The following is a 15,281-nucleotide window of genomic DNA, read 5'->3' as shown; positions in this document are numbered from 1 at the left end:
TGACACTCGAACCCACCATGGCCTACACGATCCGACTGGATGACCTCACCGCCGACGACCTCGCGCTCGCGGGCGGCAAGGGCGCGAACCTCGGCGAACTCGTCCAAGCAGGACTCCCTGTTCCGTCAGGGTTCGTCGTCACGACTGACGCCTACGAGGCGTTCGTCGATACCCCAGCGATTCGGGAGGCAATCGACCGGCTCGACTCCATTGAGAGAACGAACACCGAGGCACTGACCGATGGCGCCAGCGAACTCCGCTCGTTGCTGAGAGAGCGGGCGTTCGCGGCGGATGTCGAAGAAGCGGTCGACGAGGCACTCGAAATCACATGTCGTACGGAGGGCGTCACCTACGCGGTTCGTTCGTCGGCGACCGCGGAGGACCTCCCGAGCGCGTCGTTCGCGGGCCAGCACGACTCGTATCTCGGCGTGGCCCCCGAAGACGTTCTCGAGCGCGTTCGAGACTGTATGGTGAGCCTGTTCACCGACCGGGCGGTCGCATACCGTGCCCGCAACGGTATCGCTCACGCCGATGTCGCGATGGCGGTCGTCGTCGAAGAGATGGTCGATGCCGATGCGGCAGGCGTGCTGTTTACCGCCGACTCCGACAGCGGAAACCGAACAGTTGCGACCGTGGACGCGAGCTTCGGGCTCGGCGAGGCAGTCGTCGCGAGCGAGGTCACCCCGGATCACGCCCGAGTAGAGAAGAGTACCGGAGAAATCATCGACTATGCAGTCGGCGAGAAGGAGATCGCGATCCGTCCGAGCCGAGGAGGCGCGAGCGACACCGAACGAGTCGAACTCTCCGCCGAGCAGCGAACAGAACGGGTGCTTTCGGAGTCACAGCTTCGGACGCTCGTCGACCTCGGCACCCGAATCGAGACGCTGTTCGGCGAGCCACAGGACATCGAGTGGGCACTTTCGGACGGTGGGTTTCAGATAGTGCAATCTCGGCCCATCACCTCGCTGTTCCCGTTACCCGACCCGATGCCGGCGGACGACCGCCTGCACGTATACCTGAGTATGGGCCACATGCAGGCGATGTCCGAGGCAATGCCGCCGCTGGTGCAGGACTTCTGGAAGACCTGGATGAGCGGCGTCATCTCACAGTTCGGCTTCGGTCCGTTCTGGCCGACGCCGGTGGTGACCGCCGGCAGTCGGATCTACATCGACCTCACCCCCGCACTCCGGGTCAAGCGGCTGCGCGATCCGCTGCTCGGAGTAATCGGCGCGGTGAGCGAACCGGCGGCAGCGGGTATGCGCGAGTTGATCGAACGCCGCCCGGAGGAGTTTGAGCGCGAGGGGCTCTCGCTTTCCTCGTTGCCGGCGCTCGCCGGGGCGACGCGACGGGTCGGCGGCCTCGCGGTTGCGGTCGCCCCGGCGTTCGCCGTCGGAGCACTCGACGCGTTCCAGGGACCGCCGACGGTCGAGGAGTTAGACGAGACGTGGGGCGTCTTTGCGGAGTCGTTCGTCCCGGACGGAGTGACGACGGCGAACTCGCCCGCGGAGCGCGCTCGGGCGGTGTTCACGTTCGGGGACATCAAGTCCTTCATGGTCGCAGCGTATCCGAGGGCCATGCCGCTGTACCTCGCCTTCGGTATCGACACCTGGATGAACCGGACGTTTGCCGACGACCCCGAGACGGTGAACAAGGTGGGGAGGGGCTTCGAGCGCGACGTCGTGACCCGAATCAACCTCGGGTTGGGCGACATCGCGGACGTCGCCCGCGAACACCCCGCCGTCGCCGACGCCCTCCGGAACGGAGCCTCGCTCGAAGAGATTTCGACCGTCGAGGGTGGCGAGGAATTCGAAGCGGCCTTCGAGGCTTTCTTGGAGGACTTCGGCCATCGGGCGACGGGCGAACTCGACTTGAGCCGCCCGCGCTGGCGCGAGAACCCGGCGACGCTGCTCAGTACGGTCCGGGCGAACCTGACGAACGAGGACGCTGGCGAGCATCGCGAGCGAGTACGCGAGTTAGCCGTCGAGGCGGAACGTGCCGCCGACGAACTCGAAGCACGGGCTGATCACGGACTCCTCGGGCCGGTCAGGAGACGCGTCGTTCGGAAGATCATCGAGACCTACCGGGACACGATCTACACCCGTGAGTACCCCAAACACTACGCCGCAGAGGGCTTCGCCAGCTGGCGTGAGGCCTTGCTCGACAGCGGGCGTCATCTCGCGACCGAGGGCGTTCTTGACCGTCCCGAGGACGTCTGGTTCCTGCACAAGGAGGAACTGTTCGCCGCGCTCGACGGCGACCCAATCGAGGCCGATATCGAGGCTCGGCGGCGGGAGGTAGCTTTCTACGACACGCTCGACGAACCGCCGCTGCTCACGAGCGAGGGTGAGATGCCCCGTGGAGCGATCGATCGGACGGACGTTCCCGATGGAGCGCTTCTCGGCACCGGCGTTTCGACAGGGATTGTCGAAGGGCCGGCGAGGGTGGTACACGACCCGACGGAAGCTACCGTCGAGGGCGGCGAGATTCTCGTTGCGCCCTCGGCCGACCCGGGGTGGACGCCGTTATTCCTCAACGCCGCAGGAATGGTCGTCGAGGTCGGCGGCCGCGTCAGCCACGGCGCGCTCGTCGCCCGCGAGTACGGCCTGCCAGCCGTCGTTTCCGTCCGGAACGCGACCGAGAAAATCAAAACCGGTCAGTGGATTCGAATCGACGGCTCGCGGGGCACCGTCGAGATACTCGACGAGGAAACCGGAAGCAACTGAATCAATGACAACAGAAATCCCAACTACGTACACGAAACGCTTCGGTGAACTCGGACGCGGCGATCTCGCCCTCGCGGGCGGGAAAGGCGCGAACTTGGGCGAACTCGTCGGGGCCGGCTTGTCGGTTCCGTCGGGATTTGCCGTCACGACCGAGGCGTATCGCTCGCTGATCGACACGTCGGAACTCCGCGACGCCATCGCCGAGTTGGAGGCACTCGACGAAACCGACACCGAGGCCCTCGCAGCGACGGCCGAGGAAATTCGCTCGCTCGTTCGCAAGCAGGAGTTCTCCGAGGAGGTCGAACGGTCGATCACCGACGTGCTCACCGCCGATACCTCATACGCCGTGCGGTCGTCGGCGACCGCCGAAGACCTACCGAGTGCGAGTTTCGCGGGCCAACACGACACATCTCTCGGTGTGTCCACGAACGATGCCCTCGACCGGATTCGTGACTGCATGGCGAGCCTCTTCACCGACCGTGCCGTCGCCTACCGTGCCCGCAACGGTATCTCTCATTCAGCGGTTGAGATGGCGGTCGTCGTCCAGGAGATGGCTGACGCCGACGCCGCGGGTGTCCTGTTCACCGCCGACCCCGACAGCGGGAAGCGGGGCGTCGCCTCCGTGGAGGCGACCTACGGCCTCGGTGAGACGGTCGTCTCGGGTGAAGTGAGCGCGGACAATGCCCGCATCGACAAGGCAACGGGTGAGATACTCGATTACGACATCGGCGAGAAAGCGACCGAACGACGCCTTACCGACGCCGGAACAGAAACCGAGGAGACGACCGAGGAGCGGCGGCGCGAACAGGTACTCTCGGAGTCACAGCTTCGGACGCTCGTCGACCTCGGCACCCGAATCGAGACGCTGTTCGGCGAGCCACAGGACATCGAGTGGGCGCTCGCAGATGGTGAGTTTGTGATCCTGCAGTCCCGGCCCATCACCTCCTTGGTCTCACTCCCGGAACCGCGTCCCGACGACGACCGGTTACACATCTACCTGAGTATGGGTCACGCACAAGCGATGACCGATCCGATGCCACCGCTCGCGCTCGATGTCTGGGAGACGGTCTACGGGGGAATGTTGAACGAGTACGCCGGTGGCGACCGCGCATGGGTCACCAGAACGGAAGGACGGGTGTATCTCGACATCACACCCTTCCTCGGGTTCGGCATCGCACGCGACGGCATCGTCGAGTCGATCAGCGTGATGAGCGAGTCCGCCGCCGAGGGAACTGTCCGACTCCTCGACGAGCGACGCGAGGAGTTCGGCGGCGAGTTCTCCGTTTCGAGCCTGCCAACCGTCCTCCGTAAGCTCGCCGGCGCACTCCCACTCGTCGTGGGGATGACGCCAGGGATGGTCCGAGAGGGTGTGATCCCGTTCTTCCGCGGTGCAGCCGGCACTGAAGAGTACGTGGCCGAGTTCAATGCGTGGGCGAAGGCACAAGAAGCGCAGGTCCTCGACGCCGAAGGCCCGAACGAATTAGTCGAGAACGTGTTCGCGGGGTTCCCGGCCGAGTTCCTCTTCGAGATGTCGCCGAAGTCGGTGCGGGTTATCGTCGGCCCGGTCGCTGGCGGACTGCTCAAACGGGTTCTCACCGGTGTGGATGCCACGCTCGTCGACGCGGCCGCGAGAGGGGCCGAACAGGAAGTGGGCACACGCATGACGCTTGCACTCGGTGACCTCGCTGATCTCGCACGAGAGACCCCGGCAGTCGAGCAAGCGATACTCGACGAACAGCCGTACGAAAAGATTCGCGAAATCGAGGGAAGTGGACCGTTCGTCGAAGAATTCGAAGCGTTTCTCGACGACTTCGGTCACCGCGCGGCGGGCGAGTTCGACCCGAGTCGCCCCCGGTGGCGCGACGACCCCGCCACCCCGATCGGTATCGTCCGCGGGAACCTCATCGGGGAACAAAAAGGAGCCCATCGCGAGCGTCTGCACGAGCGGAAGCGACAGGCACAGGACGCAATCGACGAACTGCAGGCGAACGCGCGGCGTGGGCTCTTCGGCCCAGTTCGACGGCCACTCACAAGCCACCTCATTCGGACCTACCGGAGTCACATCCACCTGCGCGATGAACCGAAGCACGCCTCGGCACACCTGTTCGCGGCGTGGCACGAAGCCCTCCAGCGGGTAGGCGAACATCTCGTGGCCGAAGGCGTGCTAACCGAAGCCGACGACGTGTGGTTCCTCCGCAGGGATGAGCTGCTCGCGCTCATCGACGATCCATCCGGTGACCTGCCGGATATCGACGTGCGTCGACGGGACCACGAGCGTCACAAGCGGATTGACGTGCCACCCCTCATCACCAGTGAAGGAGAGATTCCCCGCGCCGAGCGCAAGGACGTCGGTGCGAACACGTTGGTCGGAACGGGCGTCTCCTCGGGCATCATTGAGGGCACAGCCCGAATCGTCCACGACCCGGCGAACGCAAACCTCCAGTCCGGCGACATCCTCGTCTGTCCGTCCTCGGACCCCGCCTGGACGCCGTTGTTCGCAACCGCGGGCGGGGTCGTCACCGAAATCGGTGGACGACTGACCCATGGGGCGTTGGTCGCTCGCGAGTACGGCCTGCCTGCGGTCGTGTCTGTGACCAACGCGACGGAACTGATAGCCGATGGTCAGCGCATCCGCGTTGACGGCACAGAAGGTACTGTCGCGATACTCGACGACCAATCGGATGAATAGCAGTTTGAATATCTACCGTTGACATCCTCCCCGCGCTAGAGCGCGAGGATTCCTCCGTTGGGGGTTCGGCTACCGGCCCACGGAGGCAATTTGCGGGTTCGTGCGCACTTCTTTGGGACTTTCGTGAGGGTATGGTTTCCCCGACCACTCGTGGTCGTCCCACTCGAATCGCACGGGCCGTGCCATCGGCCTGATTTCGCTATCGCTGTTTTCTCGAAGGAACGTCTCTGACGCCGTGAGGTCGGCGTGCCCCTCGAAGCCACACGGACACGTTAGCGTATCCCCGTGGCGAACCGTCTCCTCTTGGTCGCCACACTCGGGACACGTCTGGCTCGTCCACGCTTCCGACTCGGCTTCCAGAGAAATACCGTACTCCTCACAGACACACGCGAGACGGTGGATGAACTTCTTGAACGCCCAGAAGTTGTGCGTCTTCTCGTTCACCTTGACCGACCAGTGTGTTTCCAGAACGTCGGTCAGGTCGCCCACGTACACCGTCGCCACCCCCTCGTCGTACAGCCGTTCAACGAGGTCGCGCACCAGCGCGTTCTGTGCGTGGTCACGGCGCTTCGTCCGCTGTCGGTACAGCTGTCGAATCCGATTCGAGGAGTAGCGACCCTCTCGGAGTTTTGACTGTAGGCGGGCGATTTCGTCGGTCGTCTCGCAGAACCGTCCGAACAACTCCCGTCCGTCGTAGAGGTACTGGTTCCCAGTAGTCGTGGAACAGGCGACGAGATTGTTCGCGCCAACGTCGAGGGCGGCTTCTTCGGAAGCCAGTGGTGAATCCAGTCGAGAATCAGGTACAGTGACTGGTTGAAAAGCCCTGAACGTGTCGCTCACCTCGTCGTACGCAAGTTCCAGACGACCCTGTTTGCCGTCCCACTTCGGGTTGCCTCGGACTTCGAGGCGGAGTCGTTCGTGGTAGCCGAGTCCGTATTCGTCTTTCAGTTCTTGCCCGACAGGGATTTCGAGACGGCTACGCTTTCCCCACTCAATCGTGTACTGGTTGCATCGGATGTAGGTGCGGAGTTTGCGTCCGTCATCCTCGTTGCCCCAGTACGACGGTGGGTTGGCGTACTCGCCTTTCTCCTTGAGCGCGAAGAACGACCGCCACGCTTCGCTGTTCTTGCGTGTGACCTGTTGAACGGTCGCACTTCCGACGACGCCGTTGTAGCGCCCTCGGTATTCGGAGGTGTCCCATACGTCGCCGTCACCGAAGTAGTTCTGACGGCGTTCGTAGGTTAGTTCGTTCCATAGAGAGGCGGAGGCGTCGAGTAGCCGTCGAAGGCACTCTTTGTCGTTCTCGGTCTGTGGAACCACCTCGAAGGTGTTGACGCGCTTCATTCGTCGTCACTTTCCTGCTCAGCGATGTAGCGTTCAACAGCGCCCTTCGAGGCACTACCTGCCGTACCGACGTAGTACGAACGAGTCCACTTCACGCGGTCGTCGTAGCGTTGGTTGTACTTGCGGGCGGAGATGCCCTTGACCCAGTTGACGATGAGTGACGGGGCGTTCTTGGGGGGACTCCCGATGAACAGGTGTACGTGATCGGGCATGACCTCGGACTCGGCCAGTCCGAGGCCCTTGTCTTCACAGATTTCCGCGAAGATGGTTTCGAGACGTTCCTTCGTCTTCCCCGTCAGTTGCGAACGCCGATATTTCGGCACGAACACTATGTGGTAGTAGAGTTCGTATTTCGCATGACGGGTACTCTTCACTATCTATGTATACTATCATGGTCGAACGGGTTAAAGATAGCGTTGGAACCCCGTCTATGCCCTCGTCGGCGGTTGAATACCGTTGGTCGGCTTCATCGCCGCCCTGAAGAGCGAGGCTTTCGCCTCGAATTTTCCGTAAACGACCTCTCCGAACACGATCGCGACAGCAACGAGTCGCCGCCCCGAAAACACTCTCTACGACAGCGTACTCTGCCGACTAAACGTATCTACGTCTTGTACGATCCCGTCAAAGTCCGCAACGTGCTCGAACCCTTCCAGTAGCGAATCGAGGTTCACGCGGAGTTCCGAGAGGTAGTAATCTCCACCCTGCACGCCGCCTTTCCGCTTGTGGGTCATTGCCAGATTGTACGTATCAAGATTCGTGAGCTTGTCACGGATACTCCGCGACGTGAGCTGGTTCGTCCCGATCGCGTCAGCGACGCGTTTGTACTCCGAATAGACCTCTTTCGTCCGCGCCGGCGTGTCCCCACGGGATTCGAGTATCGCCAGCGCCATCAAGAGCGCCTGATCGTTGATCGTCAGATCCTTGAGCTTGTTGACGATGTTTACCTCTTCCAGTTCGTCTCGGGCATCGTCGAGGTGCGCCTCGGTAACGATATCGCTTCCCTCAACGCAGGCGATATCTCCGGCTTCATGGAGGAGGCGAATCGCCTGTCTTGCAGAGCCGGTGTCCTTTGCCGTCCACGCGGCCGCCAGTCCGACCACGCCGTCATCGACTGCATCCGGTTTGAACGCGGTGTCGACACGGTCGTACAGAATAGACCGCAGTTCGTCGGCGTCGTATGGATCGAAGTGAACCTCGTTCTCATAGAGGCTGTCCTTCGTTTTTGCGGATAGGTCCTGTTTGAACTGGAGGTCGTTCGAAATGCCGATGATCGAGAGGTGGGCGTTCGTGATTTTCCCGTTCGATCGCGCCCGTGGGAGCTGGTACAACAGGTCGTCGTCAGATCCGAGGTTGTCGATTTCGTCGAGGAAGAATACGATGTACCCACCAATTTCGTCAAGCCGGCGGAACATTCGCTCATTGAGATCGGTGAGCGAGAGTCCCTTTGGTCGCTCTGTCGTTTCGGGCTCGATCTCGGTGAGGATCTTCCCGACGGACTGGTAGGCGGTATTCACGTCTTTCAGCGACACCTCGAACGTCCGGAGGTCGATATCTTTCTCTTGGCAGTAGTTGTGGAGTTCCTCCAACACGACACGGGCGGTGACGGTCTTTCCCTGCCCGGTCTTCCCGGAAATGAGGACGTTCTTCGGCTCGATCCCGGAGCGGATCGTTGTTCGAAAACTCTTCGCGATCTCTTCTAATTCGGGCTCGCGCTCCGGGAGGCGATCAGGAACCCACTCCTCCATCAACGCGCGCTCGTTCTCGAAGACGTTAGTGTCGGTTTCAAACAGCGACATGGGGCTCTACCTTACGAGTATCACACACACATTTAGTTATAAAACCCCACCTTCCGCATTTTCCCGAACTTCCCCATAAGTCGGGTTTTATATACCACTCCCACACCTCGTTTCCGCATAATCTTCGTCAGTAGGCGTGGGGGTGCTAGAGTGTCTGTCTCGACACCTAACCACCCGCTCCCTGATAATCTCGTCTTGCTCTTGTCACATTATTATATATCTTTTGTTTAATGTATTTTTGTTGTTGTGTTGTAGGCTGGAGACACCAACAAACAGCACTATTAGACAATTCGATACTGGCGTGTGAACACGGTTTAAGTATACCACTCGTGGGGTGTCGCTATTGAGGCCCTCCAAATAACCGGGTGAATAATGCGGAAACGAGGGGTGTGTCTCCGGTTGTGTGCTGTCATGGCATGTGGCGCCTTCGATTATGCGGAAATGGGGGGTCTGTTGGATATCGACGAGAGGTGCGTTGGTTGCCACGCACCGTCTTTTTAGCCTCTCTTCCCGGACAATCACGTATGCGAGCACAACCCCCTACTCCGACCAGCGTCGCGCGCGGTGAGGACGATGGGTGTTGACCACCCGACCAGGGCGACCGCCACGACCGCCGTCGATGACCCGATCCAGCACGTCACCGTTCGCGAGGCCGCCGGCGAGCGGGACGCGTTCTATCTCGCGCACCTCTGGTCACGCTGGTTCAGCACCGAGTACGAGCACGGCCACCGGTACTCCTCGGGGAGGCTCCCGTTGCCGCTTTGTCCGGTCGCCGGGTGGGAGGTCGAGGACGCTGACGACCTCGACGTGTACCCTGTCGTCGCCGAACACGACCCACCCGATCGCAACGGTCGCGTGCATATCGGTGGCGGCTTCGTGACGATCAAGTCGCGTGAGCAAACCATCGACGATCTGCCCGACGGCCGCTTCGACGCTGCCGCGCTCGCGGGCGACCGCAACGCGTGGCTCTGGTTCGGAGTCATCGACGAGGCGTGGCGCGGGCTCGAACTCGGCCGTCGGCTGTTTGAAGCCCGGCTCCGGTGGGCTCGCGACCAAGGCGCCGAGATGGCGTTCGCGTACGGTTGAAAACACGAGGCACGAACGAGTCGGCCGTTGTTCGAGGCATCCGGGTTCGCCCCAGTGGAGCGGTTTGAACGACTTTACGAAGGCGAGCGCGACGCGTGTCCAGCCTGCGGCGTGTGGCCCTCCGACGACCGTACCTGTTTGTGTTCTGGCGTTGTGTGGGCAAAAGACCTGTAACGACTGTCCGGGTGGGAACCGCGTTTCCGCCGGTATGCTTTTCGGTTACTATACTATAGTAACATGCGAGCGAAGCGGGGGAGACTCGCAGCGCGTAGGTGACCACACATGGACGAAAGCAGCAGCGGATTCGGAGGGCGTATTGATGGCGAGTAGCCACGTCGGTCCGATCATCTTCGGGAATCAGCGGACACGCGAACAGCTCCTCGACAACGGCGAGGTCTACACGTTCCGGACGAGCGACCGGACGACTGGCGACACCTGGGCGCGGGCGACACGCACCGGCGAGAAGCTCGTCGACGTCACCGTCGAGCAAGTCGCGTCCATCGACGACCCGAGTCCCGACAGCCTTCGCGACGAGTGGGCGTTTCGGTCGGGCTTCGGAACGCCCGCGCAGTGGTGGGACGCGATCGAGGAGGTTCATGGCCCGCCCGACACCGGCTACGTGTATCACGTCGAGACGCGCAACGTCGAGCGGGAGGACGTGGTTGCGGCGCTGTTCGAGACCCGGATGGAGTCACCGACGTACCACGTCACCCTCGACGACGAGCGGACCTTCGAGGTGACCGCTCTCGATTCGACGTACGAGCCCGTTGAAGAGTACGACGAGGGAAGCGGGTACTTCGAGCGTACCATTGAATTCGATTCGGTGCCGGACGTTGGTTTGAAACCCGACCGCTACCCAACAGATGTCGGCGTAATCGCTGTCGTCGAGACGGACGACGGTTGGGGGACGCCAACCCTCCACGCCGCGGTCCAGCACGTTGAGGACGACGAACTGGTCCGGTGGGAGTACCCGGCGCTCGGGACGATCGCGACGATTCAGGAGGTGGACGATGGAGAGTGACGACGACTACCCCGCTGGCTGTCAGACCGACGGGTGCCACCGCGAGGCGAAGTGGTTCCTCTCAGCGTACAATCCGCACGATATCGACAACCCGTACGAACGCGCGCTCTGTGAGCCCTGCTACAACGTGTACAAGTGGTCGACCAAGATATCACCCGCAGATACCTCCTCTACGCCGATCAATCGGGGTGGAGAGTAGATGCCGAACCAACTGACGGCCACCGGCGACGGACTCGCACTCCAAGTGACGAAGCCCGCCCGGAGCGCCGGCCTCGTCGAGGAGGACGCCGACGGCGACACGACCCACCGCGCGTCGGTCGTCGCGTACGGGTTCGACGACGCGATCCTCGTGCTTGACCGCGACACCGACCGCGTCCCGATGGCCGACCGCGCCGAGCTGGTCGCGCTCGCGGCGAACGAGACCCAGTCGATCCACCGTGGAATCGACACCCGGATTCAACACTCGGGGAACGGCTACCGTGTTCAGATTCCGACGACGGGGACGGGCTTCGAGGCCGGCGACGGCCTCCCGTGTCACGCCGCGCCGGGCCTCCTCGTCATGGCGCCGCTCGACGCCGACGTGGATACCCGGCGACTGCTGGAGACGCGTCGCACGCAGGCTCTCGATACAGAGGCAGGTGTCCATGCCGACAACTGAGTACGACGCGCTGCTCGACCTAATCGCCGCCCATCCGGGTGCGTCTGGCGAGTAGCTTCGCGAGCTCGCCGGCGACGACGATCGCCTCGACGCCGACGCCGTCGACGAACTTCTCGATGATTCTCTCGCCCGCGAGGACGCGCTCGAAGCGAACGGGCATTACTGGATCATGCGGACGGGTCGGTTCCCCCCGACGAGTACGATCACCCGATGACCGGCGAGTGGCGCGACCAAAACGTGTAATAGACGAGCAGTTGCCGTTCTAACTTCCGTATCAATTTCACCATACGGCCATCACTTAATCCGATTCCGAATATACTCTCGTTTGTGTACACCAACCGACAGCCCATCCGAGACATTCGGGGAGAATACCTCGACAACACTGATCGCTTCGCGGCGTTTCACGAACATCGAGTAGACCCAAATCATAGCGTACGACATGACGAGGAGCATCCACTCGCAGTAATCCACCTCGCTCCAAAGTTGGCGTTCTCTAAGGCCCCGACGAGATTCCCGGTTCCTGAGCTACTGGAGCGTGAGGTACGTCTCCATTCTGCTTCCAAGCGTCCACACCATCCGAAAATGATGGCGGACCGGGTCACCTCGACGACCGATCCTGATCCGAGCCGTGGGAAAGGTGGTCGAGAAATCAATCTGTATGAAAATGCTGTTATAGAGATTATTACTGGCCGAGCGGCTTACGAAAAAGGAGACGACTACTTTATCCCAAACAATTCGCTTGTCAATGGAGTCACGGGCAATCTGGCGACTATTCTCTCGTTACTTGCTGACCGACGGCAAGACCAGAATGTGCTTGTAACAGCAACCTATCTCGGATTTGATGGCGCTCGATTCAATCCGGATCTTCCTACGTCTCCGATAACTACTGACCACATTCAAACTCCTGTTCTCTCATTGTCAGGGTCCGACCCAACCGAAGACGAAGTGCCACCAACCTATGACCTCCGCACAGAATGCGTGAAAGAACTCTTCAGGCCGCTGTTTCACTCTATCGGCCACGAGAATGTTTCAATGGATATTCCGGAAATGATTGAACTTCCAGATGTATCTACTGGTGAGCAGTAGCTACATCTATGGGATCTGTACGAAACAAGACGAATTCGGCCCTCAGAGAATTTGTGTATGAGGATCTGACCCACGATTAGCTACAACAGAAACTCCGGCGTATTGATCGGCAAACGTCGGGTGCAAGCCCGCACAACATCGGAATGGCTGTGTTTGCTTTCACCGGGAAAGACGGTATTGGGAAAGATACTGAGCGCGAAGTCAAACACATACTTGCTGATACTTTCCCGGACCACACGCTTCCAGGAATGTTTCCCGAAGAGTGGGAGGGTGAGTGATTTTCGGTGTTATGGCTCTGTTGAAATCCTATTGGTTCGACACTATCGCTACTGAAATAACCGATAGGTGGGTGTGTATACGTATCGGGTGGGGCTAAACTTCTATGCCTCTTGAATCAGAATTTCCTGTTCGAGTGACGGTTCGTACCAGATGTCTGCCTTCGAGGCTATACTTCCCAACTCGCTGTTCGACGCTGGCCACGGAAACGACATCTCTTCAGACGAGTCTATTTCGAGATAGATCCGGGATGGCGTATCCTCTACTGGTACATTCTCGTTGGCTGTCTCAGCGTCCATTTCGAACATTTCTTCTTGAAAGTGCCCCTCCAAAGAGTTTCCAATTCGAACTGTAATCGTATGAGAGTCCTGTGAACCATTATAGATTCCAAATTCATACTCTTGCTGCTGCTCGTCGGATATAACATCCGAACAGCCAGCGGTCAGGACTGTAAGAGTAGCTCCTGCCACAGCTAGGAATGAACGTCTTTTCATGCTTCAGGATCCCTGTCGCCGATTAAAATGTTTTCTGGGTAATAAGACAGCTACCACAGACCGCTCCCTATATCGAACAATTCGTAGAGCCCCTGTACTGAACGATTGAGCACGCAAAACTATCAATTGTCGAGGATTTCAACAGAGCCATATGAGTTGCTCTAACAGTTTTCCTCAAGATGGGAGTTCACGAATGCGCTCTCTGTGCGAAGCGTACCAGATAGGAATCGATATACAGAACGATCTCAAAGAAACTGAGCTTGTCACCGCGTTCGAGAACCTCGATCACTTGATTGACGCGATCGAAGACGGGTATCCAGCGTGGCATCCTGCGCCACTCTCCTTTCGCGCGATGGTGCTCTCGTTCGTGTTCATGGAGATAACGGGTGACTCGTACGCCGAGTTCTCTCGACGACTTTTCCGACAACCAGAGGTGGCCACGATTCTCGGCTTCAGCCGAGTGCCCGACGAATCGGCGTTCTCGCGGGCATGGCGGAACCGATTCGATGACGCGATCCACGAATACGTCCACGCTGCCGCCCACTTCGTTGTCAAAGAGGTCCACGATCGTAACATCTCAGCGCCGGAGGTGCGACCTAAGACAGAGATAGTCGACGATACGCAAGAAGATACAGGCCCAATAGAAGACGAATCCTTCTCACAGGAGGAGATTGTCCAGACCACGCGCCTCGCGCGTGATCACGCCTACGGACACTTCGACTCTGGTCGGGCGTCGAACGCCTCATACGAGGACACACAATTCTTTGAACTACAGACGTTCATGGGGATGGTTCGGTGCGGAACCGCGCAGGGAGCGACTCGCTTCCAGTACCGGCGCGGAAAGGACTATGGACCCCACGGCGACACACACCTCCGCGCTGTCAAACAGTTCGATCCCGAAGAGCTCGTGAACGGATTCAATGAGACAACGGATCGCTTGCTCTCCGTGATCGCCTCTGAAGCATCTTTTCGGAGACCAGTCACTGCGGCGATCGACATCACGACCATCCCCTATTACGGGGATGTCGAAGGGATGTCGATGGTTAGCGGGACGAAGGACAGAGATGGTCGAGCGTTCAAATTTGCGACGCTTTCGATAATCGGACAGAACATTCCGCTGATCTTAGCTGTCGAGCCGGTCCGAGAGAGCTCTGAGTGGGACGACAACCCATCGAATCAGATCCATCGTACTGTGCGACGGCTCGTTCGGCGAGCGAAAGAGCACGTTCCAATCGAGACAGTGCTGTGTGATCGAGAGTTCGATTCGATACAAGTGTTCCAGACGCTTTCAAACCTCGATGTGAATTACCTCATTCCGAAGCGGGTCTCCAGCTCCGAACGGGATGTACTCGAACAAATGGAGGAAGACGACCAAGAGGTGGCTGTCGAGTCAGCTTCTGTCCATGTAGAATCTGGATCGCATCCAATGCGGCTCCTGTACGTGCCGTCGACGAGTGGAGAGGGAACGGCCGTCTTCGCGACGAATCTTCGAGTCAGTCCCGAGGAAGCCGAGACGTTCTGTCAGCGTTACAGCCGCCGGTGGCAGATAGAGAGTGAGTACAAATCGATCAAAGGTGATTTTCTCGCGAAGACCTCCTCGAAAGACTACCGCGTTCGTTTGTTCTATTTCGTGTTCGCGGTCCTTTTGTACAATATCTGGCGGCTCACCGACTTCCTGCTGAAAGCAGACATCGACGGCGAGATGGACTACGCACCTGTGATTACTGCGGGTGAGTGTGTTGAGCTCGTTGCCTCGGCGTTGATCCCGCACGACTAATCGGCTGAGCTCTCGCTGGGTCCGCCGCTCAAGAGTGACAACCGTATACAGCAGCGCCAAAATCCACGCAATTTCGTACGCTCATCCGGTAGTTCGAGAGTAAAAATTCAAACTCGTTCCCCGACTGCTGAGAATTACCACGACTTGATGGCGATTCGATCCAAAACTAGCCTATCCTCCGAAACTGTGGGACTATAGGGGTCTGTTAAGTTGCGAACGACACGAAACGTTCACGGCTTCTTTATTCACAACTAGGATCTAACAGAATGACTGAAAGAGCATATCAAAACCTACAGGGACACGATTGAATTCTACTTGAGAATGTCCTAAA

13 protein-coding genes are annotated in these 15,281 nt (G+C 59.7%); 8 read left to right on the top strand and 5 right to left on the bottom strand.

What is annotated here, in order from left to right; genetic code table 11:
• The first annotated feature begins 17 nt into the window (after positions 1-17).
• Both DVK07_RS18245 and DVK07_RS18240 read left to right on the top strand, forming a co-directional pair.
• The gene (locus DVK07_RS18245) at positions 18-2,723 is read left to right on the top strand and encodes a PEP/pyruvate-binding domain-containing protein (protein WP_121598350.1); all 2,706 of its coding nucleotides are present in this window, start codon (positions 18-20) and stop codon (positions 2,721-2,723) included.
• A gap of 4 nt (positions 2,724-2,727) precedes the next feature.
• On the top strand, positions 2,728-5,412 hold the full coding sequence (locus tag DVK07_RS18240) for a PEP/pyruvate-binding domain-containing protein (protein ID WP_121598349.1): 2,685 nt from the start codon (positions 2,728-2,730) through the stop codon (positions 5,410-5,412).
• A 69-nt stretch (positions 5,413-5,481) separates the two neighbouring features.
• On the opposite strand, the gene DVK07_RS18235 is transcribed toward DVK07_RS18240, so the two are convergent.
• The 3 genes from DVK07_RS18235 to DVK07_RS18225 form a co-directional block, all read right to left on the bottom strand.
• Positions 5,482-6,756, bottom strand: coding sequence for an RNA-guided endonuclease TnpB family protein (locus tag DVK07_RS18235; RefSeq protein WP_121598348.1), 1,275 nt, complete (start codon positions 6,754-6,756; stop codon positions 5,482-5,484).
• Positions 6,753-7,133, bottom strand: coding sequence for an IS200/IS605 family transposase (gene tnpA / locus DVK07_RS18230; protein WP_121598347.1), 381 nt, complete (start codon positions 7,131-7,133; stop codon positions 6,753-6,755). The genes DVK07_RS18235 and tnpA overlap by 4 nt, the downstream gene beginning before the upstream one ends.
• Before the next feature lie 192 nt (positions 7,134-7,325).
• On the bottom strand, positions 7,326-8,552 hold the full coding sequence (locus tag DVK07_RS18225) for a Cdc6/Cdc18 family protein (RefSeq protein ID WP_121598346.1): 1,227 nt from the start codon (positions 8,550-8,552) through the stop codon (positions 7,326-7,328).
• A gap of 573 nt (positions 8,553-9,125) precedes the next feature.
• On the opposite strand from DVK07_RS18225, the gene DVK07_RS18220 reads away from it, so the two are divergent.
• From DVK07_RS18220 to DVK07_RS18205, 4 genes are all read left to right on the top strand, one after another.
• Positions 9,126-9,638 (top strand): GNAT family N-acetyltransferase, encoded by a 513-nt coding sequence (locus DVK07_RS18220; protein ID WP_121598345.1) that lies wholly within the window; start codon positions 9,126-9,128, stop codon positions 9,636-9,638.
• Positions 9,639-9,957: 319 nt separating this feature from the next.
• Positions 9,958-10,659, top strand: a complete 702-nt coding sequence (locus tag DVK07_RS23415) for a hypothetical protein (protein WP_199719598.1) — start codon at positions 9,958-9,960, stop codon at positions 10,657-10,659.
• Positions 10,649-10,858, top strand: coding sequence for a hypothetical protein (locus tag DVK07_RS18210; protein WP_121598344.1), 210 nt, complete (start codon positions 10,649-10,651; stop codon positions 10,856-10,858). The genes DVK07_RS23415 and DVK07_RS18210 overlap by 11 nt, the downstream gene beginning before the upstream one ends.
• Positions 10,859-11,317 carry a hypothetical protein gene (locus tag DVK07_RS18205; protein WP_199719596.1) on the top strand — a complete coding sequence of 153 codons (459 nt, stop codon included), beginning with the start codon at positions 10,859-10,861 and terminating at the stop codon, positions 11,315-11,317.
• A gap of 19 nt (positions 11,318-11,336) precedes the next feature.
• Here the strand turns inward: DVK07_RS18205 and DVK07_RS22770 are convergent, their stop codons facing one another.
• A complete protein-coding gene (locus DVK07_RS22770; RefSeq protein ID WP_158603178.1) occupies positions 11,337-11,477 on the bottom strand; it encodes a hypothetical protein in 141 nt (46 codons plus the stop codon).
• A 167-nt stretch (positions 11,478-11,644) separates the two neighbouring features.
• Here DVK07_RS22770 and DVK07_RS22385 point away from each other — a divergent pair, with 167 nt between their 5' ends.
• On the top strand, positions 11,645-12,403 hold the full coding sequence (locus tag DVK07_RS22385; protein WP_147441211.1) for a hypothetical protein: 759 nt from the start codon (positions 11,645-11,647) through the stop codon (positions 12,401-12,403).
• A 380-nt stretch (positions 12,404-12,783) separates the two neighbouring features.
• On the opposite strand, the gene DVK07_RS22380 is transcribed toward DVK07_RS22385, so the two are convergent.
• Entirely contained in the window at positions 12,784-13,173 is a 390-nt protein-coding gene (locus tag DVK07_RS22380; RefSeq protein ID WP_147441210.1) for a hypothetical protein, read from the bottom strand.
• 193 nt (positions 13,174-13,366) lie between these two features.
• Between DVK07_RS22380 and DVK07_RS18200 the strand changes: the two genes are divergently transcribed.
• Positions 13,367-14,950 (top strand): transposase, encoded by a 1,584-nt coding sequence (locus DVK07_RS18200; protein WP_121598343.1) that lies wholly within the window; start codon positions 13,367-13,369, stop codon positions 14,948-14,950.
• Positions 14,951-15,281 lie beyond the last annotated feature (331 nt).

This window comes from Halorubrum sp. Atlit-26R (assembly GCF_003666015.1).
Taxonomy (GTDB): domain Archaea; phylum Halobacteriota; class Halobacteria; order Halobacteriales; family Haloferacaceae; genus Halorubrum.
Note: the sequence above shows the minus strand (reverse complement) of the source record. Positions and strands in the feature narration are given on the sequence as shown.

Excerpts from the sequence above, each read along its gene's own strand:
- DVK07_RS18205 (WP_199719596.1), top strand. The coding sequence starts at position 10,859 with ATGCCGAACCAACTGACGGCCACCGGCGACGGACTCGCACTCCAAGTG.
- DVK07_RS22770 (WP_158603178.1), bottom strand. The coding sequence starts at position 11,477 with ATGCCCGTTCGCTTCGAGCGCGTCCTCGCGGGCGAGAGAATCATCGAG.
- DVK07_RS18210 (WP_121598344.1), top strand. The coding sequence starts at position 10,649 with ATGGAGAGTGACGACGACTACCCCGCTGGCTGTCAGACCGACGGGTGC.
- DVK07_RS18220 (WP_121598345.1), top strand. The coding sequence starts at position 9,126 with ATGGGTGTTGACCACCCGACCAGGGCGACCGCCACGACCGCCGTCGAT.
- DVK07_RS18225 (WP_121598346.1), bottom strand. The coding sequence starts at position 8,552 with ATGTCGCTGTTTGAAACCGACACTAACGTCTTCGAGAACGAGCGCGCG.
- DVK07_RS23415 (WP_199719598.1), top strand. The coding sequence starts at position 9,958 with ATGGCGAGTAGCCACGTCGGTCCGATCATCTTCGGGAATCAGCGGACA.
- DVK07_RS18235 (WP_121598348.1), bottom strand. The coding sequence starts at position 6,756 with ATGAAGCGCGTCAACACCTTCGAGGTGGTTCCACAGACCGAGAACGAC.
- DVK07_RS18240 (WP_121598349.1), top strand. The coding sequence starts at position 2,728 with ATGACAACAGAAATCCCAACTACGTACACGAAACGCTTCGGTGAACTC.
- DVK07_RS18200 (WP_121598343.1), top strand. The coding sequence starts at position 13,367 with ATGCGCTCTCTGTGCGAAGCGTACCAGATAGGAATCGATATACAGAAC.
- DVK07_RS18245 (WP_121598350.1), top strand. The coding sequence starts at position 18 with ATGGCCTACACGATCCGACTGGATGACCTCACCGCCGACGACCTCGCG.
- DVK07_RS22380 (WP_147441210.1), bottom strand. The coding sequence starts at position 13,173 with ATGAAAAGACGTTCATTCCTAGCTGTGGCAGGAGCTACTCTTACAGTC.